The sequence below is a fragment of the Caballeronia sp. LZ065 genome (genome assembly GCF_031450975.1).
In the GTDB taxonomy this organism is placed as follows: Bacteria; Pseudomonadota; Gammaproteobacteria; order Burkholderiales; family Burkholderiaceae; genus Caballeronia.
This window is the reverse complement of sequence record NZ_JARUXV010000001.1, coordinates 2991716-3006784: the sequence shown is the minus strand read 5'-3', so window position 1 is coordinate 3006784 and position 15069 is coordinate 2991716. Positions and strand designations below refer to the sequence as shown.

The following is a 15069-nucleotide window of genomic DNA, read 5'->3' as shown; positions in this document are numbered from 1 at the left end:
CGGGCATCCGAACTGCTGTTTCACCGTATATGAATGCATGGGCTGCGTGACATCGCGGCCGCTCAGGAGCAATCGGGATGGGAATCAAACGAAACCGCAGTCTTTATGGCGACGACATCGCGCGGCATGAAATCACGCCGCAAGCGGTCTTCGAGAACCGGCGGCGCGTGCTGCGCTCGATCGGCGCATTCGCCGCAACGGGCCTAGCCGGCATGAGTGGTGTCGCGCACGCGACGCTTACATCGCCCGATGCGCGCGGCCAGAAACTTGCCGCGACGACCAATGCGAAGTTCGTCGCGCTCGACAAGGCCACCCCGTTCAAGGACATCACGAGCTACAACAACTTCTACGAGTTCGGCACCGACAAGGGCGATCCCGCCGAACATGCGGGCACGCTGCGTCCGCGGCCGTGGAAGGTGTCAGTGGAAGGGGCGATCAAGAACCCGAAGGTGTACGACATCGACGACCTGCTAAAGCTCGCGCCGCTCGAAGAGCGCGTGTACCGGCTGCGCTGCGTGGAAGGCTGGTCGATGGTGGTTCCGTGGATCGGTGTGTCGCTCTCGGAACTCATCAAGCGCGCCGAGCCGACGGGCAACGCGAAGTACGTGCAGTTCATCACGCTGGCGGATCCGTCGCAGATGCCGGGTCTCTCGACGCCGATCCTCGAATGGCCGTACTCCGAGGGCCTGCGCATGGACGAGGCGATGAACCCGCTCACGTTGCTGACCGTCGGCCTGTATGGACAGGTCTTGCCGAACCAGAACGGCGCGCCGGTGCGCGTCGTCGTGCCGTGGAAGTACGGCTTCAAGAGTGCGAAGTCGCTGGTGAAGATCCGCTTCGTCGAGCAGCAGCCGGCCACGAGCTGGAATCTCTACGCGCCGAGCGAATATGGCTTCTACTCGAACGTGAATCCGAACGTCGATCATCCGCGCTGGAGCCAGGCCACCGAGCGGCGCATTGGCGAGGACGGGTTCTTCACGCCCAAGCGCAAAACGCTCATGTTCAACGGCTACGGCGATCAGGTCGCCTCGCTGTACACGGGCATGGACCTGAAGAAGAACTTCTGAACGATGTCGTCCGCTTCCCAGATCAAGAACACGCGCGCTGCGACCGGGCCGAGATGGATCGTGCCGGTCAAGGTCGTCGTGTTCGTCGCGATGCTGTTTCCGCTCGCGCGCCTGATCGTGCTCGGCGTGACCGGCGGACTGGGCGCGAATCCGATCGAGTTCATCACGCGCTCGACCGGACTCTGGACGCTCGTGTATCTGTGCATCACGCTGGCGGTCACGCCGCTGCGGCGGCTCACCGGCGTCGCGGCGCTGCTGCGTTTCCGGCGCATGATCGGCCTGTACGCGTTCTTCTTCGCCGTGCTGCATTTCACGACCTACATCTGGTTCGACAAATGGTTCGATGTCGCCGAGATGTTGAAGGACGTTGGCAAGCGGCCGTTCATCACGGTGGGCTTCGCGGCGTTCGTGCTGTTGATCCCGCTCGCGGCCACGTCGCCGAAAGCGATGGTGCGCAAGCTCGGGCGCCGCTGGCAGGCGTTGCACCGGATCATTTATCTGGTCGCCACACTCGCCATCCTGCATTTCTGGTGGATGAAGGCGGGCAAGCACGACCTCGAATTGCCGAAGATTTACGGCGCGATCGTGATCGTGCTGCTTGGCTGGCGTGTGATCGCGTGGCTCCGTACGCGCTACTGGCGCGCATAAAAAAGCGATGCCTCGGCATCGCTTTTCATCGCTTGGCGCTATCGGCCTTCAGTCCGGAAGAATCGATTCACCGGCAAACAACTGCTTCACCTCTTCCCGCTCGCGCACGAGACGTGCGCGTTCGCCGTCGACCATGATCTCGGCGGCGCGCGGACGCGTGTTGTAGTTCGAGCTCATCACGAAGCCATACGCACCCGCCGAGCAAATCGCGAGCAGGTCGCCCGGCACGAGCGCCAGTTCGCGGTCGCGCCCAAGCCAGTCGCCGCTTTCGCAGACCGGACCGACGACGTCGTAGGTCTGCGCGGCGGCGTCGCGCTTCACGACCGGCACGATGCGGTGAAACGCCTCGTACATCGCGGGGCGCGCGAGATCGTTCATGGCTGCGTCGACGATGGCGAAGTTCTTTTCCTCGCCCGGCTTCAGATACTCGACCCGCGTGAGCAGCACCCCCGCATTGCCGACGAGCGAACGCCCCGGCTCGAAGTACACTTCGCGCGCGCCATGGCCGCGCTTCTCGATGTGATCGAGCAGCGTCTTCACGAAGTCGCCGATGGCCGGCGGGGTTTCATCGTCATAGGTGATGCCGAGCCCGCCGCCGACGTCGACATGGCGAATGTGCATGCCGTCGGCTTCGATCTGCTCGACGAGTTCGAGCAGCTTGTCGAGCGCGTCGAGATACGGGCTGATCTCGGTGATCTGCGAGCCGATATGGCAGTCGATGCCGACGACATCGAGATGCTCCATCGCCCGCGCCTGCGCGTAAGTGGCGCGGGCGTCGCTGAAGGCCACGCCGAACTTGTTCGACTTGAGACCGGTGGAGATGTACGGATGCGTCTTCGCATCGACATCCGGATTCACGCGCAGCGACACGGGCGCCTTCTTGCCGAGCGACTTCGCCACGTCGTTCAGCGCATGGAGTTCGGGAATCGATTCGACGTTGAAGCACTTCACGCCGGCTTCCAGCCCTTCGCGCATTTCTGCCGCCGACTTGCCGACGCCCGAAAACACGGTGTCTTCCGCGCGGCCGCCCGCCGCGATCACGCGCGCGAGTTCGCCCGACGACACGATGTCGAAGCCCGCGCCCATGCGTGCGAACACGTTCAACACGGCAAGATTGCTGTTGGCCTTGACGGCGACGTGGACGGTTGCGTTGCGTCCCGTGCAGGCATCGGCGTAGGCGCGATAGGCTTGCGTCAGCGCGTCGCGCGAATAGACATACAGCGGCGTGCCGAACTGTTCCGCGAGCGACGCGGCTGAGACGCCTTCGGCGTGCAGCACGCCGTCGACGTAATGGAATGCGGAATCACTCATGCGTGGAATCGAAAATGCGCCCGAAGGCCGGGTGTCAGGGCAGAGTCAGTATGCGGACGATGCGGCTTTCGGCGCCGAGGCAGCGCCGGACTTCAGATCCGTCTCCGGCGAGAGCGAGAGCGGCTCGCCCGACGTGTCCGGCACGGTGCCGCGACGCGCTGCGCTTTCACTGTCCGGAGTCACGTCCGAAGGCGGGGTATTCTGGAGATCGTCGGGACGTTGCGGCAGCGGCGGCACGGCGGGCATATACAGCGGACCGCGTTGACCACACCCGCCGAGCGCCAATGTGGCAGCGGCTCCAATGCTCAAAGCCGCTACAATCGCGCTCATCCTGAATACGACTCGCATGACCGTCCCTATACGATTAATCGCCGGAGTTTAGCATGACAGACCAGGAATACCTGACCTTGGCGGAGGCTGCGCTGAGCGCCATCGAGCGCGCAGTCGACGAGGCCGACGTCGACATCGAATTCGAACGCAGCGGCAATGTGCTGACGCTCGAATTCGAGAACCGCACGAAGGTGATCGTCAATTTGCAGCCGCCGAAGCACGAGATCTGGCTGGCCGCGAAAGCCGGCGGCTTTCACTACAAATACGTCGATGGCGCGTGGCGCGACACGCGCGACAACAGCGAATTCTTCGCGACGCTGAGCACGTATTCGAGCGAGCAGGCGGGCGAACCGATCCGCTTCAAGCCATAAAAAAACGAGCGGGTCTTGCGATCCGCTCGCTTCGTGAATGGCAAGGGCGCGCTACTGCCCCTTGAACAGATTCATGATGTCCTGCTTCTCCTGTTCGCCCACTTCGGGCGCGGGCGCAGTCACGCCGGACACGCCTTCCTGCGGCGGCGCCTGGCTCACGCCGACCGTCGCGATGAAGCCGTGTCCCGGCGTCATGTCGTCGAAGTACAGCTCGCCGCCGAGCGACGTGACATCGGGCGGCATCATCGGCTTGTACTCGGGCACGCCCTTCAGCGCACGGCCCATGTATTCCATCCAGACCGGCAACGCGAGACCGCCGCCGGTTTCCTTGTCGCCCAGGCTGCGCGGGTTGTCATAGCCGATCCACGCAATCGCCACCAGCGAGCGTTGATAGCCGGCGAACCAGGCGTCGCGCGAATCGTTGGTCGTGCCGGTCTTGCCGCCGAGATCGGTGCGCTTCAGCTGATTCGTCTTCGCCCCGGTGCCGCGCTGCGCGACGCTCTGCAACAGGCTGTTCATCACGTACGCGTTGCGCGGCGTGATGGCGAGCGGCGCGCTCTGCTGCGCAATGAGCGGCTGCGGATGCGAGACGACGCGGCCATACGGGTCCGTGATATCGGCGATCAGATACGGATTCACGCGATAGCCGCCGTTCGCGAAGACCGCATAGCCGGCGGCCATCTGCAACGGCGTGACGAGTCCCGCGCCGAGCGCCATCGGCAGGTAGGCGGGATTGCGGTCGGCGTCGAAGCCGAAGCGCGTGATGTAGTTCTGCGCGTACTTGGTGCCGATGTGATTGAGGATGCGGATCGACACCATGTTCTTCGAGCGCTGCAACGCCGAGCGCATGGTCATCGGGCCGTCGAAACCGCCGCCGTAGTTCTTGGGCTCCCACGCCTGTCCGCCGGTTTCGGCGGCGCTGAAGAAGAGCGGGCCGTCGTTGATGATGGTCGCGGGCGACAGGCCCTTTTCGAGCGAAGCGGAATAGATAAATGGCTTGAAGCTCGAACCCGGCTGACGCCAGGCCTGCGTCACATGGTTGAACTTGTTCTTGTTGAAGTCGAAGCCGCCGACCAGCGCGCGGATCGCGCCGTCCTGCGGCACCATCGAGATCAGCGCGCCTTCCACTTGCGGCAGTTGCGTGATGGTCCAGTCGCCGTCGTCGTCCTTCATGAGGCGCACGATAGCGCCCGGACGAACGCGCGCGTTCGGCTGTGCGCGCGTGCTCAGCGCGAACTGCACGAAGCGCAGGTCGGCGCCGCTGATGGTCACCGTGTTGCCGTCGAGAAAGCTTGCCTTCACTTCCTTCGGACTCGCCGACGTCACCACCGCCGCAACGATCTCGCCGTTGTCCGGATGCTCGGCGAGGGCGTCGTCGATGGCCTGCTCGCGATCGTCCGGATTGGCCGGCAAGTCGATGTAGCCTTCCGGCCCGCGATAGCCGTGACGATGCTCGTAGTCCATCAGGCCGCGGCGCACCGCGCGATAGGCGGCGTCCTGGTCGGCGGAATCGATCGTGGTCACGACGTTCAGGCCGCGCGTATAGGCTTCCTCGCGATATTGCGCATACATCATCTGACGCACCATTTCCGCGACGTATTCGGCATGCACGCTGAATTCGCGGCCTTGCCCCTTGACCACCAGCGGCTGGGCGAGGGCCTGGTCGTACTGGTCGCGCGTAATGAAGCCCAGCTCCAGCATGCGCTGCAGAATGTACTCCTGACGCACCTTGGCGCGCTTTGGATTGACGACCGGGTTGTAGGCCGACGGCGCCTTCGGCAGGCCCGCGAGCATCGCGGCTTCGGCGAGCGAAATGTCCTTCAGGTCCTTGCCAAAATAAACCCGCGCCGCGCTGGCGAAACCATAAGCGCGCTGCCCGAGATAGATCTGATTCATATAGACCTCGAGAATCTGATCCTTCGTCAGCGCGCGCTCGATCTTGTACGCGAGCAGCATCTCGTAGATCTTGCGGGTGTAGGTCTTTTCGCTCGACAGGAAGAAGTTGCGCGCGACCTGCATGGTGATGGTGCTCGCGCCCTGCGAAGCATGGCCGTTGGTCAGCGCGACCGTGCCCGCGCGCACGATGCCGGTGAGATCGACGCCGCCGTGATCGTAGAAGCGCGCGTCCTCGATGGCGAGCACGGCTTTCTTCAGGTGATCGGGCACGTCCTGGATGCGCACGACGCGCCGCCGCTCCTCGCCGAATTCGCCGATCAGCACGTGATCCGCCGTATAGATGCGCAGCGGCACTTTGGGCTTGTAGTCCGTCAGGGCTTCGAGCGAAGGCAGGTTCGGCAGCGCAACGACGAGCGCGTAACCGAACACCAGACCCGCGCAGACGACGAGCGCGAACATGCTGATGCAGAAGCCCAGCAGCAGCCGCGCCCACCATGGGCGCCTGGCTTTCTTGTGCCCCTCGGGCGGCGTGGATGACGGGTTGTTCGGGGAAGAGGATTGCATGGCACCACCAGAAACAGTGACGCGATTATAGCCGCCCGCATTCGGGACTTTTCTGGACGCTTACAGCGCCGCTGGCCGTGACGCTCGCCCGCTGCTGTCTTTGACGATACGCGCGATCACCTGCGGAAGCACCTCCTAATCGTGCGCGCTGGCCGTTCGGCTGAATGTTCGCCGTCGTCCCTGCTCGCGACAATTCTTCCACCTCAGGCGCTCGAACGGTTCGGGCGCGCAAGCGAATGGAAGGAGCAGGACATGGGCAAGGAAAGCGCGCTGCGCGGCACGATGTTGACGGTGACGCGGCGCTATGCGGCGGGTATCGACGTAGGCGAGGACGGCGTGCGTCTCGTGGTCATGAGCAAACGGTTGCGGGCGAATGCGGCGGTGTGCGTGGAGCAGCTTGCGTTCGTGCCGCTGCCCTCGGGCGCGGTGATCGAAGGTGATTTCATCGACCGCGCGGCGATCGTCCTGGCCTTGCGCGAGGCCTTCACGTGCCTGCCGAGTGGCGGCGCGTGGCGGGCGCTGCGTTGCGCGATGGGTTTGCCCGCGGCGGCTACGATCACCACGCAGGTGCCGCTTGCTCGTCTGATCGATGCACGCGAGCCCTTGCCTGCGGGCGCGGGCGGCGACCCGCACGGCGTGCTCGAACCGGCGGTGCTCGCGGAGGCCGAACGCGCGACGGGCGTCGAACGCGCGGCGCTTGCAGTGGACTGGTCGGTGCAGACCGGCGAGGACGGCCAGGCGCAGGTGTCGATCGCGGCGACGGCGCGGCGGCACGTCGAAGCGCGTGTCGAGGCGGCGGCGGAAGCGGGCGTCGCACTGTCGGCCATCGACGGCGAACCGGCTGCCGCATTGCGGGCCATGCGTCACGTGGGCTCGGTCGAGCTCGATGAAGACGCGCGCTATATGGTCTGCTGGCTGGAGAGCACCGGACTGCATGGCTGGCTCGTCGGCGCGCGGGGTGTCGAGAACGAGGCGCGCTATCCCGCGCTCGAACATCGCAGCATGGCCGAAGCGCTGCAGGATCTGGCCGGTGACGGGCTACCGCTCGACTGCATTTACGCGGGCGGCCGGATCGAGCTCCTGGGTCATGCGGGTCTGGCGCTGCCGGTCCTGGGCAAGAGCCTGGGCTGCCCCGCGTTGCCGTTCGAGGCCGCTCCGTATTGCAACGGCGCGGCGGCGATCGTCGCCGCGCACCGGCATTCGCCGCGCTTCGCGGCCGCGTTCGGACTTGCGCTGCGCGAGGTGATGCAATGAGCGCCGCCATGCTGGACGGATTCAATCTGCTGCCGTATCGGGCGCGGCGGCGTCGCGAGGTAAAGCGCCGGCGGCTCGCGTTGCTGGCGGCGGCGAGCATCGCGGGGTGCGCCGCCGTGGGTGTGGTCGCGGGTCGCGATGCTTTCGAGCAGGCGCGGCTGACCGAACGCCGCGCGGCGCTGGAGGCTTCGCTGTTGGCATCGAGCGCGCCGGTCGACGAGCATGCCCGGCTGGTGCGCGCCGCCGAGGAGCGACGGCGCGCGCGTGAGAGCGCCCAGCCGCTGGCCGCGCCGCGCGAACGCTTTCTCGCGCTGCTGGATGCGCTCGCCGACGTACCGGCGCAAACCGGGGTGGCGCTGCAACGCGTCTCGCAGCGGGCGAGCGAGGTCGAACTCGCGGCGCGCGCGCCCGATTCGCAGGCGGCGGCGCGCTGGCTCAAGCGGCTGGAACAGGTGCGCGGGGTGGAGACGGTGGAGGTTGTCGAGATGAAGCGGCGCACTGTTGTGGCCAAGCGAGGTCTCCGTGGGGCGGCAGTGCCGCCGTCCGACGGTGCGGAACATTACGAGTTCGTCGCGCTCGTGCGTTACGAGTCGGACCGTTCCAGCCGTGAGGACGCTTCGCGTCGTGCCCGGCCGGTACTCACGGCGGGCCGTCCGGGCGCGCAAGGGAGGCGCCCATGAACGCGGTGCCCATGAATCGCTTGTTGCACCGGGATCCGCGCCGGAGTACGCGCGGGGCTGCCATGCTGCTGCGGCCGCTCGATGCCTGGTCGCCTATCCGGCTGGCGGCAAGCGCGCTCGCGCTGGCTCTGCTCGTTGGCACAGCGGGCGCGTGTGCGTGGCGGATGTCGGATCCGGGCGGACTCGGACTCGCACGCGTCGAGTTGACGGCGGCGCAAACCCGCGAGCACGAAGTCAGGCGCATCAAGGAAGAGTTGCCTGGTTTGAAGGCGCGCGCGCTTTCGGCTCGCCTGCAGCCGGAGCACTGGAGCCCGGCGGATGCCCTGCGTGCTGTCGTGGAACTGGCGGCGCAGAGCGGGCTGCGCGACGTGTCGATCGAGCCGGGCGCGCGTGCGGGCGCCGGAACGGAAGCGCCGCCGGTCGAGTCCGGGCGGGCGCTCAAGCTTCGCGCAGAGGGATCCTTTAACGAGATTCACCGTTTCCTGGAGTCGCTCGCCGGTTTGCCGCGACTGGTGGTGCCCGAAGGGGCACAGATCAGGCAGCCCGCCGGCACGCGCCCATCGGACGGACTCGCGAACGGACTCGCGAACGGACTCGCGGTCGAGGCGTCCCTCCGGGTGTACGAGAATCAGCCCGGGATTCCGCTGGCCGTCGCGGCGCCGCGCACCGGTTCGTTCGTCATCGATCCTTTTGGCGGCGGGGATGCGCTTGCCCAGGGCGGCGATATCCTGTTGGTGGGCACGCTGGTCGGCACCCGGCGCGCGATGGCGCTCCTGCAAAGCGGCAACGATGTCGGCGGGTATGCGCCGGGGCAGAAGATCGGCGCTGAACGGCTCGCGCGCGTCGTGCCGCGTGGGGTGGAACTCCAGCGCGACCGTGGCCCGGCCCGGAAACTGACGCTGGCGGAGGATCGCAAGTGAGCCCGCGCATGCAGTTCTCACGCGCCCTTGCCAGGCCGGTCCTTGCCGCCGCGGCAGCGGCGTGCCTGTTCGCGCAGGCTTCGTTTGCCGTGGAAAGCGCCGAAGCGGCCGTCGCGCCGCTGCCGCCGCTACCGGCCTCGTTCGACGAGTTGACCACGGAGCAGGCGGCGACCGATGCAAGCTCACCGTCTGCACAGTCGATTTCGGATGTGCCCGAGGGTAAGCCTGTCGCCGAACCTCCGGCCGCGCCCGACACTGCACTTGAAGGACCGCCGGTGCCGTTGCGGCCCGTCGAGCGCCTGAGCGACGCCGATCCGCTTCCCGGCGGCGACGGCAAGACCATCACGCTCGATCTGAAGAACGCCGAACTGCGCGCCACCCTGCATACCTTCGCGCAGTTCACTGGACTGAACATCGTCGCGAGCGAGAAGGTGCGCGGTCAGGTTTCAATGAATCTCGCCGGCGTGCCGTGGCGGCGCGCGTTCGATACGCTGCTCGAAGTCAACGGTCTCGCGATGGAACAGCACGGCAACGTGATCTGGGTCGCGCCGCTGGCCGAACTCGCAGCGCGGGAAAAGCAGCGCTACGAGGCGCACGCGCGCGCCGCCGACCTGGAACCGCTCGCCAGCCGTACGTTCGTACTGCGCTATGCGCGCGCCGAGGACATGCGCAAAACGCTGAGCGGCTCCGGCAGCCAGCGCGTCTTGTCCAAGCGCGGCTCCGCCATGGCCGACGCGCGCACCAACCTGCTGTTCGTCACCGATCTCGATGCGCGCGTGCGGCAGATCGCGGATCTCCTCGCGTTGATCGACAAGCCGACGCCGCAAGTGATGATCGAAGCGAAGATCGTCGAAGGCGAGGCCGGGCTGTCGCGCAATCTCGGCGTCAAACTGAACATCGCGCCGCAGAACGATCCGGCGAGCGGTTTCGCGGGCGGCAAGGATGGTGTGGTATACGATTTGTCGGCGGGACCGCTCAATGGCTTCGACGCCGCCACGGCCGGGCTCACCCTGTTCGTCGCGCAGGCAACTCGGCTGCTCAATCTGGAACTGAGTGCGCTCGAGGCGGAAGGGCGCGGGCATATCGTCTCGCGGCCACGCGTGGTCACGGCGGACCGGGTCAAGTCGATCGTCGAGCAGGGCATGGAAGTGCCGTATCAGGCGAAGGTGGGCAACGGCATGTCGGGCGTGCAGTTCCGGCGCGCCACGCTCAAACTGGAGGTCGAGCCGCAGATCACGCCGCACGGGCACGTCATTCTCGATCTCGACATCACGAAAGACAGCTTGGGCGAGCAGACCGCGAACGGGCCGGCAATCCATACGAAGCATGTCCAGACGCGCGTCGAAGTGGAAAATGGCGGCACGGTGGCGATCGGCGGCATTTATTCCGACGACGAACGCGACGACGCGACCGGCGTGCCGGGACTGTCGAAGCTGCCGGTGATCGGCTGGCTGTTCCGTCATGAGGCCCGGCGCCGCTCGAAAAGCGAGCTGGTCATCCTGATCACGCCGCATGTCATCGCGAGCGGCGGATGAGCGCCGGATGAGCCTCCATACGCGCCGAACCCGCGCCGAACCCGCGCCGAACCCGCGCCGAACCCGCGCCGAACCCGCGCCGAACCCGCGCCGAACCCGCGCCACGGCTGGCGCGACTCGACAAAGCGGGCGGTTTGCCCTTAAGCTGCCGCACGAACAAATTGCATTGGACTGGAAGGAAAACGAGTTGCAGGAAGGGCACGCGAACGCGAACATCTTTTTCGTCGGACTCATGGGAGCGGGTAAAACCACCGTGGGCCGTGCGGTTGCGCGCCGTCTGCAGCGCTCGTTCATCGACTCGGATCACGAGATCGAAGCACGCACGGGGGCGCGCATTCCAGTGATCTGGGAACTGGAAGGTGAAACCGGTTTTCGGCAGCGCGAGGCAAATGTCATCGACGAACTGTCGCAGCGCAGCGGCATCGTCCTGGCCACGGGCGGCGGCGCCGTGCTGCACCCCGAAAATCGCGAACATCTGAAGAATCGCGGCATCGTCATTTATCTGCGCGCCAATCCGCACGATCTCTGGCAACGCACCCGGCGCGACAAGAACCGTCCGCTGCTCCAGACCGAGGACCCGCGCGGCAAGCTCGAAGCGCTGTTTCAGTCGCGCGATCCGCTCTATCATGAAACCGCTCATTTCGTCGTCGAGACCGGGCGGCCGACCGTCAACGCGCTCGTCAACATGGTCCTGATGCAACTGGAGGTCGCCGGCGTCGTCAGGTCGGCTCAGTCATAATGTCCGCCATGAATTCCCCAATCATTACTGTCAGCGTCGAACTGGGCGAGCGCGCCTATCCCATCCACATCGGTGCGGGCCTGATCGGCCGCACGGAGTTGTTTGCGCCGCATATCAAGGGCGCATCGGTTGCCATCGTCACCAACTCCACCGTGGATCCCCTCTACGGCGAGCAGTTGCGCGCGGCTCTCGCGCCGCTCGGCAAGAAGGTGACCACCGTCGTGTTGCCTGACGGCGAGGCGCACAAGAACTGGGAAACGCTCAACCTGATCTTCGACGCGCTGCTGACCGAGCGCGCCGACCGCAAGACCACGCTGATCGCGCTCGGCGGCGGCGTCGTGGGCGACATGACCGGGTTCGCCGCCGCCAGCTACATGCGCGGCGTACCGTTCATCCAGGTGCCAACCACCCTGCTTTCACAAGTGGATTCGTCGGTGGGCGGCAAGACCGGCATCAATCATCCGCTCGGCAAGAACATGATTGGCGCGTTTTATCAGCCGCAGGCCGTGATCGCCGACATCGGCGCGCTGCGCTCGCTGCCGGAACGCGAGATGGCGGCGGGCATCGCGGAAGTCATCAAGACCGCCGCGATCGCGGACGCCGCGTTCTTCGAATGGATCGAAGCGAACGTCGGCGCGCTCAACCGTCGCGACCTCGACGCGCTCGCGCACGCCGTCAAGCGTTCGTGCGAGATCAAGGCATCGGTCGTCGCGTCGGACGAACGCGAAGGCGGGCAACGCGCCATTCTCAACTTCGGCCACACGTTTGGTCACGCCATCGAAGCCGGCCTGGGCTACGGCGAATGGCTGCACGGCGAGGCCGTCGGCTGCGGCATGGTGATGGCGGCGGATCTTTCCGTGCGGCTCGGCCGGCTCGATGAAGCCGCACGCCAGCGTCTGGTGCGCGTGATCGAGGCGGCGAAACTGCCCGTCAAGGCGCCGAAGCTCGGCGCGGACCGCTACGTCGACTTGATGAAGGTCGACAAGAAAGCCGAAGCCGGCGAGATCAAGTTCATCTTGCTGACCCGCTTTGGCGCCACCGAGATCACCAGCGCGCCGGACGGGACCGTGCGTGAAACCCTCGCGGCCAGCGTCTGATCCACGCGAGCGGCGGCGAGAATCAAGACGATGCGGAGCAGCCGGTGAGCGAACAAGAATTGAATCTTCCGGCGAGCGCGCCTTCGTCGCTGGCACTCGAAGCGCATCTCGCGCCATACGCCGCGCACTCGTCGCGGTCGCGCGGACGGCGCTTCGCCGAGACGCCACCCGCCGCGCGCACCGAGTTCCAGCGCGACCGCGACCGCATCGTGCATTCCACCGCGTTCCGCCGGCTCGAATACAAGACGCAGGTGTTCGTCAATCACGAAGGCGACCTGTTCCGCACGCGTCTCACGCACAGCCTCGAAGTGGCGCAGATCGCGCGCTCGGTCGCACGCAATCTGCGGCTCAATGAAGATCTCGTCGAAGCCATTTCGCTGGCGCACGATCTCGGCCATACGCCGTTCGGGCATGCCGGACAGGACGCGCTGAATGAATGCATGCGCGATCACGGCGGCTTCGAACACAATCTGCAGAGCCTTGCCGTTGTCGACCAGCTGGAAGAACACTACGGCGCGTTCAACGGCCTGAACCTCTGCTTCGAAACGCGCGAAGGCATTCTCAAGCATTGTTCGCGTGACAACGCCCGCAAGCTCGGCGATCTCGGCGAACGCTTCCTGACCGGCAAGCAGCCGTCGCTGGAAGCGCAGATCGCCAATGTCGCCGATGAAATCGCCTACAACAATCACGATGTCGATGACGGCCTGCGCTCCGGCCTCATCACGCTCGAACAGCTGTCCGAGGTGAGTCTCTGGCATACGCATTTCGACGCCGCGCGCGCTGAGTATCCAAACATCGAAGGGCGCAGGCTGATTCACGAGACGATCCGCCGGATCATCAATACGCTGATCGTCGACCTGATCGATGCCACGAGCCGCAATCTGCAACGCGTGATGCCGCAATCGCTCGACGACGTCCGCGCGGCGCCCGCGCTCGTTGCGCACAGCGACGAGGTCGCCGCGCAAGCCGCGCAGCTCAAGCGCTTTCTGTTCAAGAACCTGTACCGGCACTATCGCGTGATGCGCATGGCCAACAAGGCCCGGCGCGTCGTGACGGGCCTCTTCGAAGCCTTCACCGAAGACCCGCGTCTGCTGCCGCCGTCCTATCAGGCACGCGAGCCGGTGGCCGAGGAATCGGCGAATGACACGCCCGCCGTCAGCCGCGACAGCGCCCAGGCGCGGCTCATCTCGCATTACATCGCCGGCATGACCGACCGCTATGCCTTGAAAGAGTATCAACGCCTGTTTGTCATGGACAACAACTAATATCGCGCGTTTCAAAGCGCGAACCTGTCACAAAGGAGACTCATCGATGAGCTGCAAGCCCTTGTTCCGCACGATCTCGGCCGCGGCCGTTCTGGCCTTCGGCGCCAGCACCGCGGCGCATGCCGCCACCGAAATCCAGTTCTGGCACGCGATGGAAGCCGCGCTCGGCGAGCGCGTGAACGACATCGCCAACGATTTCAACAAGTCGCAGAGCGACTACAAGATCGTCCCCGTATTCAAGGGCACCTATGACCAGGCGCTCGCGGCGGGCATCGCGGCGTATCGCAGCGGCAACGCGCCGGCCATTCTGCAGGTCTACGAAGTCGGCACCGCCACGATGATGCAGGCGAAGAAGGCGGTCATTCCGGTGTACGACGTCTTCAAGCAAGCCGGCGTGCCGCTGGACGAGAAAGCCTTCGTGCCGACCATCTCCGGCTACTACAGCGACGCGAAGACCGGCCATCTGCTCTCGATGCCCTTCAACAGCTCGACGCCCGTGTTGTACTACAACAAGGACGCGTTCAAGAAGGCCGGTCTCGATCCGAACCAGCCGCCCAAGACCTGGGCCGACGTCGAAGCGGACGCGAAGAAGCTGAAGGCGGCCGGTTACTCGTGCGGCTACTCGTCCGGCTGGCAAAGCTGGATCCAGCTCGAAAACTACAGCGCGTGGCATGCGGCGCCGTTCGCGACGAAGAACAACGGCTTCGACGGCCTCGACGCGAAGCTCGAATTCAACAAGCCCTTGCAGGTGGCGCACATCCGGTTCCTGCAGAACATGGCGAAGGAAGGCACCTTCACGTATGTCGGCCGCAAGGACGAGCCGGTGTCGAAGTTCTATAGCGGCGACTGCGGCATCATCACGAATTCGTCGGGCTCGCGCGCGACCATCGCGAAGTTCGCCAAGTTCGACTACGGCGTCGGCATGATGCCCTATGACGCGAACGTTAAGGGCGCGCCGCAGAACGCGATCATCGGCGGCGCGAGCCTGTGGGTGTTGTCGGGCAAGGACCCGGCCGTGTACAAGGGCGTCGCGAAGTTCCTCGCGTATCTGTCCACGCCGGAAGTCGCCGCGAAGTGGCATCAGGACACGGGTTATTTGCCGGTCACTCAGGCCGCCTACGAACTCACGCAGAAGCAGGGCTTCTATGCGAAGAACCCGGGAGCGGACATCGCGATCAAGCAGATGTTGAACAAGCCGCCGCTGCCATACACGAAGGGCCTGCGTCTCGGCAACATGCCGCAGATCCGCACCATCGTCGATGAAGAACTGGAGCAGGTCTGGGCGGAGAAGAAGACACCGCAACAGGCGCTCGACGCTGCGGTTTCACGCGGCGACGAACTGCTGACCCGCTTCGAAAAGGCTGGCAACTAAGCACGTGCAAGCATGTGCGC

The 15069-nt window shown here is 65.4% G+C and carries 14 protein-coding genes; 11 read left to right on the top strand and 3 right to left on the bottom strand.

Annotated elements, in window-relative coordinates; all coding sequences use genetic code 11:
• Positions 1-77: 77 nt before the first annotated feature.
• Together msrP and msrQ are read left to right on the top strand one after the other, a co-directional pair.
• Positions 78-1067 (top strand): protein-methionine-sulfoxide reductase catalytic subunit MsrP, encoded by a 990-nt coding sequence (msrP, locus tag QCE63_RS13870; RefSeq protein WP_309833575.1) that lies wholly within the window; start codon positions 78-80, stop codon positions 1065-1067.
• Between the two features lie 3 nt (positions 1068-1070).
• Entirely contained in the window at positions 1071-1715 is a 645-nt protein-coding gene (gene msrQ, locus QCE63_RS13865) for a protein-methionine-sulfoxide reductase heme-binding subunit MsrQ (RefSeq protein WP_309833573.1), read from the top strand.
• Between the two features lie 48 nt (positions 1716-1763).
• Here msrQ and lysA read toward each other — a convergent pair whose 3' ends face one another.
• Positions 1764-3026 carry a diaminopimelate decarboxylase gene (lysA, locus tag QCE63_RS13860; protein ID WP_309833571.1) on the bottom strand — a complete coding sequence of 421 codons (1263 nt, stop codon included), beginning with the start codon at positions 3024-3026 and terminating at the stop codon, positions 1764-1766.
• A gap of 45 nt (positions 3027-3071) precedes the next feature.
• Positions 3072-3374, bottom strand: coding sequence for an LPS translocon maturation chaperone LptM (locus QCE63_RS13855; RefSeq protein WP_309833570.1), 303 nt, complete (start codon positions 3372-3374; stop codon positions 3072-3074).
• Between the two features lie 35 nt (positions 3375-3409).
• On the opposite strand from QCE63_RS13855, the gene cyaY reads away from it, so the two are divergent.
• Entirely contained in the window at positions 3410-3727 is a 318-nt protein-coding gene (gene cyaY / locus QCE63_RS13850; RefSeq protein ID WP_309833569.1) for an iron donor protein CyaY, read from the top strand.
• A gap of 51 nt (positions 3728-3778) precedes the next feature.
• On the opposite strand, the gene QCE63_RS13845 is transcribed toward cyaY, so the two are convergent.
• Positions 3779-6187 carry a penicillin-binding protein 1A gene (locus QCE63_RS13845; RefSeq protein ID WP_309833568.1) on the bottom strand — a complete coding sequence of 803 codons (2409 nt, stop codon included), beginning with the start codon at positions 6185-6187 and terminating at the stop codon, positions 3779-3781.
• Between the two features lie 252 nt (positions 6188-6439).
• On the opposite strand from QCE63_RS13845, the gene pilM reads away from it, so the two are divergent.
• The 8 genes from pilM to ugpB all read left to right on the top strand — a co-directional run bounded on the left by pilM (position 6440) and on the right by ugpB (position 15049).
• Positions 6440-7441: a pilus assembly protein PilM gene (gene pilM / locus QCE63_RS13840; protein ID WP_309833567.1), complete on the top strand. Its 1002-nt coding sequence runs from the start codon at positions 6440-6442 to the stop codon at positions 7439-7441.
• The gene (locus QCE63_RS13835; protein ID WP_309833565.1) at positions 7438-8121 is read left to right on the top strand and encodes a PilN domain-containing protein; all 684 of its coding nucleotides are present in this window, start codon (positions 7438-7440) and stop codon (positions 8119-8121) included. The genes pilM and QCE63_RS13835 overlap by 4 nt, the downstream gene beginning before the upstream one ends.
• The gene (locus tag QCE63_RS13830; RefSeq protein ID WP_309833563.1) at positions 8118-9041 is read left to right on the top strand and encodes a hypothetical protein; all 924 of its coding nucleotides are present in this window, start codon (positions 8118-8120) and stop codon (positions 9039-9041) included. Before QCE63_RS13835 ends, QCE63_RS13830 begins: the two co-directional genes overlap by 4 nt.
• Before the next feature lie 8 nt (positions 9042-9049).
• Positions 9050-10576: a type IV pilus secretin PilQ gene (locus QCE63_RS13825; protein WP_309833821.1), complete on the top strand. Its 1527-nt coding sequence runs from the start codon at positions 9050-9052 to the stop codon at positions 10574-10576.
• A gap of 232 nt (positions 10577-10808) precedes the next feature.
• On the top strand, positions 10809-11315 hold the full coding sequence (locus tag QCE63_RS13820; protein ID WP_404990124.1) for a shikimate kinase: 507 nt from the start codon (positions 10809-10811) through the stop codon (positions 11313-11315).
• Positions 11316-11335: 20 nt separating this feature from the next.
• On the top strand, positions 11336-12412 hold the full coding sequence (aroB, locus tag QCE63_RS13815; RefSeq protein ID WP_309833818.1) for a 3-dehydroquinate synthase: 1077 nt from the start codon (positions 11336-11338) through the stop codon (positions 12410-12412).
• Between the two features lie 44 nt (positions 12413-12456).
• Positions 12457-13677, top strand: a complete 1221-nt coding sequence (locus QCE63_RS13810; protein WP_309833562.1) for a deoxyguanosinetriphosphate triphosphohydrolase — start codon at positions 12457-12459, stop codon at positions 13675-13677.
• A 46-nt stretch (positions 13678-13723) separates the two neighbouring features.
• Positions 13724-15049 (top strand): sn-glycerol-3-phosphate ABC transporter substrate-binding protein UgpB, encoded by a 1326-nt coding sequence (gene ugpB / locus QCE63_RS13805; protein ID WP_309833561.1) that lies wholly within the window; start codon positions 13724-13726, stop codon positions 15047-15049.
• The last annotated feature ends 20 nt before the right edge of the window (positions 15050-15069 follow it).

Excerpts from the sequence above, each read along its gene's own strand:
- ugpB (WP_309833561.1), top strand. The coding sequence starts at position 13,724 with ATGAGCTGCAAGCCCTTGTTCCGCACGATCTCGGCCGCGGCCGTTCTG.
- msrQ (WP_309833573.1), top strand. The coding sequence starts at position 1,071 with ATGTCGTCCGCTTCCCAGATCAAGAACACGCGCGCTGCGACCGGGCCG.
- cyaY (WP_309833569.1), top strand. The coding sequence starts at position 3,410 with ATGACAGACCAGGAATACCTGACCTTGGCGGAGGCTGCGCTGAGCGCC.
- pilM (WP_309833567.1), top strand. The coding sequence starts at position 6,440 with ATGGGCAAGGAAAGCGCGCTGCGCGGCACGATGTTGACGGTGACGCGG.
- QCE63_RS13835 (WP_309833565.1), top strand. The coding sequence starts at position 7,438 with ATGAGCGCCGCCATGCTGGACGGATTCAATCTGCTGCCGTATCGGGCG.
- QCE63_RS13845 (WP_309833568.1), bottom strand. The coding sequence starts at position 6,187 with ATGCAATCCTCTTCCCCGAACAACCCGTCATCCACGCCGCCCGAGGGG.
- QCE63_RS13825 (WP_309833821.1), top strand. The coding sequence starts at position 9,050 with ATGCAGTTCTCACGCGCCCTTGCCAGGCCGGTCCTTGCCGCCGCGGCA.
- msrP (WP_309833575.1), top strand. The coding sequence starts at position 78 with ATGGGAATCAAACGAAACCGCAGTCTTTATGGCGACGACATCGCGCGG.
- QCE63_RS13855 (WP_309833570.1), bottom strand. The coding sequence starts at position 3,374 with ATGCGAGTCGTATTCAGGATGAGCGCGATTGTAGCGGCTTTGAGCATT.
- lysA (WP_309833571.1), bottom strand. The coding sequence starts at position 3,026 with ATGAGTGATTCCGCATTCCATTACGTCGACGGCGTGCTGCACGCCGAA.
- QCE63_RS13830 (WP_309833563.1), top strand. The coding sequence starts at position 8,118 with ATGAACGCGGTGCCCATGAATCGCTTGTTGCACCGGGATCCGCGCCGG.
- QCE63_RS13820 (WP_404990124.1), top strand. The coding sequence starts at position 10,809 with ATGGGAGCGGGTAAAACCACCGTGGGCCGTGCGGTTGCGCGCCGTCTG.